This window comes from Vreelandella neptunia (genome assembly GCF_022489065.1).
Lineage (GTDB): Bacteria > Pseudomonadota > Gammaproteobacteria > Pseudomonadales > Halomonadaceae > Vreelandella > Vreelandella neptunia_A.
The window spans coordinates 1-2,182 of sequence record NZ_JAKVTW010000048.1; the positions used below are offsets into that span (position 1 = coordinate 1).

Sequence of the window (2,182 nt, forward strand, 5' to 3'; positions counted from 1 at the left end):
TAAATTCACTGCCTAATATTGAAGATACTTCTTCATTATTCGCTTCTACCTCTACTTCGGCCTCCTCGAAACGATCAGCATCATGTTCGTAGAGATCCTCATCGGCAGACATATCAGTTTTCAGACTGTGCAATTCCCGAAGAATCGGCTCAAGCTCACCTTTGGGGTTACTAAACCAATCCGTTGACCAAATACGCCGAATCCGCCAGCCGAGCCGCTCTAAGACTTCTTGTCTCAAGCGATCACGATCCCGAGCTGATTTGGCAGAATGATAAGTCGCCCCATCACATTCGATCCCCATCAAAAAACGTCCTGGTTTTCCTGGATCTTTAACCGCTATATCTATAAAGAACCCAGCTACACCTACCTGAGCTTCACTTTCGAAACCGGCCTGGTGGAGGGCATCGATAACCGAGACCTCAAAATCGCTATCAGGAGATTTACCTGTATGGAGAGGCGTCCCATTCATGCTGCCCTTCTCCGCATAGTCCAAGAAATCACGAAGGGCTATCACGCCACGCTTAGAGGTTTCTGAAATTAAAATATCGTCAGCACGCATGGAGCTAAAAATGTGCATCCGCTTCTTGGATCGAGTGAAAAGCACATTCAAACGCCGCCAACCTACGTCAGAATTAATTGGGCCAAACCGCTGATAGACCCGTCCCCCAACCTCGCTGGGGCCATAAGTGCAAGAAATGAAGATCACGTCTCGTTCATCACCTTGAACATTTTCCAGGTTCTTAATGAACATGCCATCTTCCATATTCCTTAGACAATCTACGGCATCTGCGATTTTACTATCTGCTTTGCACTCTTCTTCTACTGCACGTTCGATCTGTTCCCGCTGCTTCGAGCTCATGGCAACGATGCCAAGCGACTCATTTGGATGATTGACGGCATGCTTCACAGCGGCCTTAGCTACAATACTTGCTTCTTCAACGTTGTATTGGTTTACAAAACGGCCACCTTTGACATAGTTAAACTTAACTCCATATTCCTGAGCCTTAGCGTGGGGCGATGGAAAAATCACAAGATCGTTGTCATAAAAGTTTCGATTCGAAAACGCGATCAAGCTTTCGTGCTGAGAGCGGTAGTGCCAACGCAGGCGACGCATTTTGAATAGAGGCAGGGAAGCATCAAGAATGCTATCTGTCTGCGTCATAGCAGCATTTTCCTCGTCATCATCATTCATATCCTGACGATCGAAGAAGCTTGTGGGTGGTAGTTGTTTTGGGTCTCCTACAACGACAAGTTGTGCACCACGAGCAATGACGCCTAGCGCATCCTCTGGTTTAACCTGCGAAGCCTCATCCATTACGACCAAATCAAATTGCAGGTGACCTGGTTTAAGATAATGAGCGGCGGACATGGGCCCCATCATGAAGCACGGTTTCAAAGCCAATAAGGCGTTGCTTGAACGATTAATTAGCTGACGAATTGGAATATGCTTTGTCTTTTTTCCAAGCTCATTTTTTATCAGAGCCATTTCTGTATATTCGGATTTTCTTCCCCCTGCATTGCCCCCAGGCACATGACGCTCCGCCAATACACTGGCAATTCTTTGACGCTGTAATGTCTTTAGTTTTTGGTCATATTCGCGAAAGGTAGTCTGAAGTGCTGCTTGATTCTTGCCAGATATTCGGCCTAGGTGTGGCCTTTGTGAGAGGATTTCTCTGGACAACTGATCAAATACCGCCAAATTCAAAGCTTTCCTTGCACTCTCGATACTGAGCCTGCCACTCGTCACCAGATGCCAAAGTGGCTCAAGCCCTTGTGCTTTCATCTCGTTTCGAATTCGGACGAAGTTGACCCAATCATTCAGCCACTCCGGCTTTCCAATCGCTAGTAGGTTTCTTTGCCTGATTTCATCTATATTCCAATCTTGGTTAGTCAACCATTGCTCGGGCCTCAGCTCAGTCTTACTTTTAAACTGCTCGTATGCCTCTTCCTGATCGCTCCAATCCGAAATATAAGCATCTGCTTCCCCCTTTAGCCGCTCATACTCACCATGCGTTTTGATCGCTAGGATTACCTTTCTGAGCGGTTCGAACCGCAGCTTGCGATGGACGTAACTCGCGAAATCCAGTGTTTCCCGAATAGACTCCAGTGAAAGTTTGTTTTCTGCAGTTGGCCCAACTGACAACTCAGCCTCAGGAGCGAAGAGCTTATATAGCAGGTCATT

The 2,182-nt window shown here is 46.8% G+C and carries 1 protein-coding gene; it reads right to left on the minus strand.

Going from position 1 to position 2,182, the window contains the following annotated elements; genetic code table 11:
• Window positions 1-2,182: AAA domain-containing protein (locus MLE19_RS22740; RefSeq protein ID WP_240720604.1), on the minus strand; the 2,182-nt coding region annotated here is incomplete at both ends.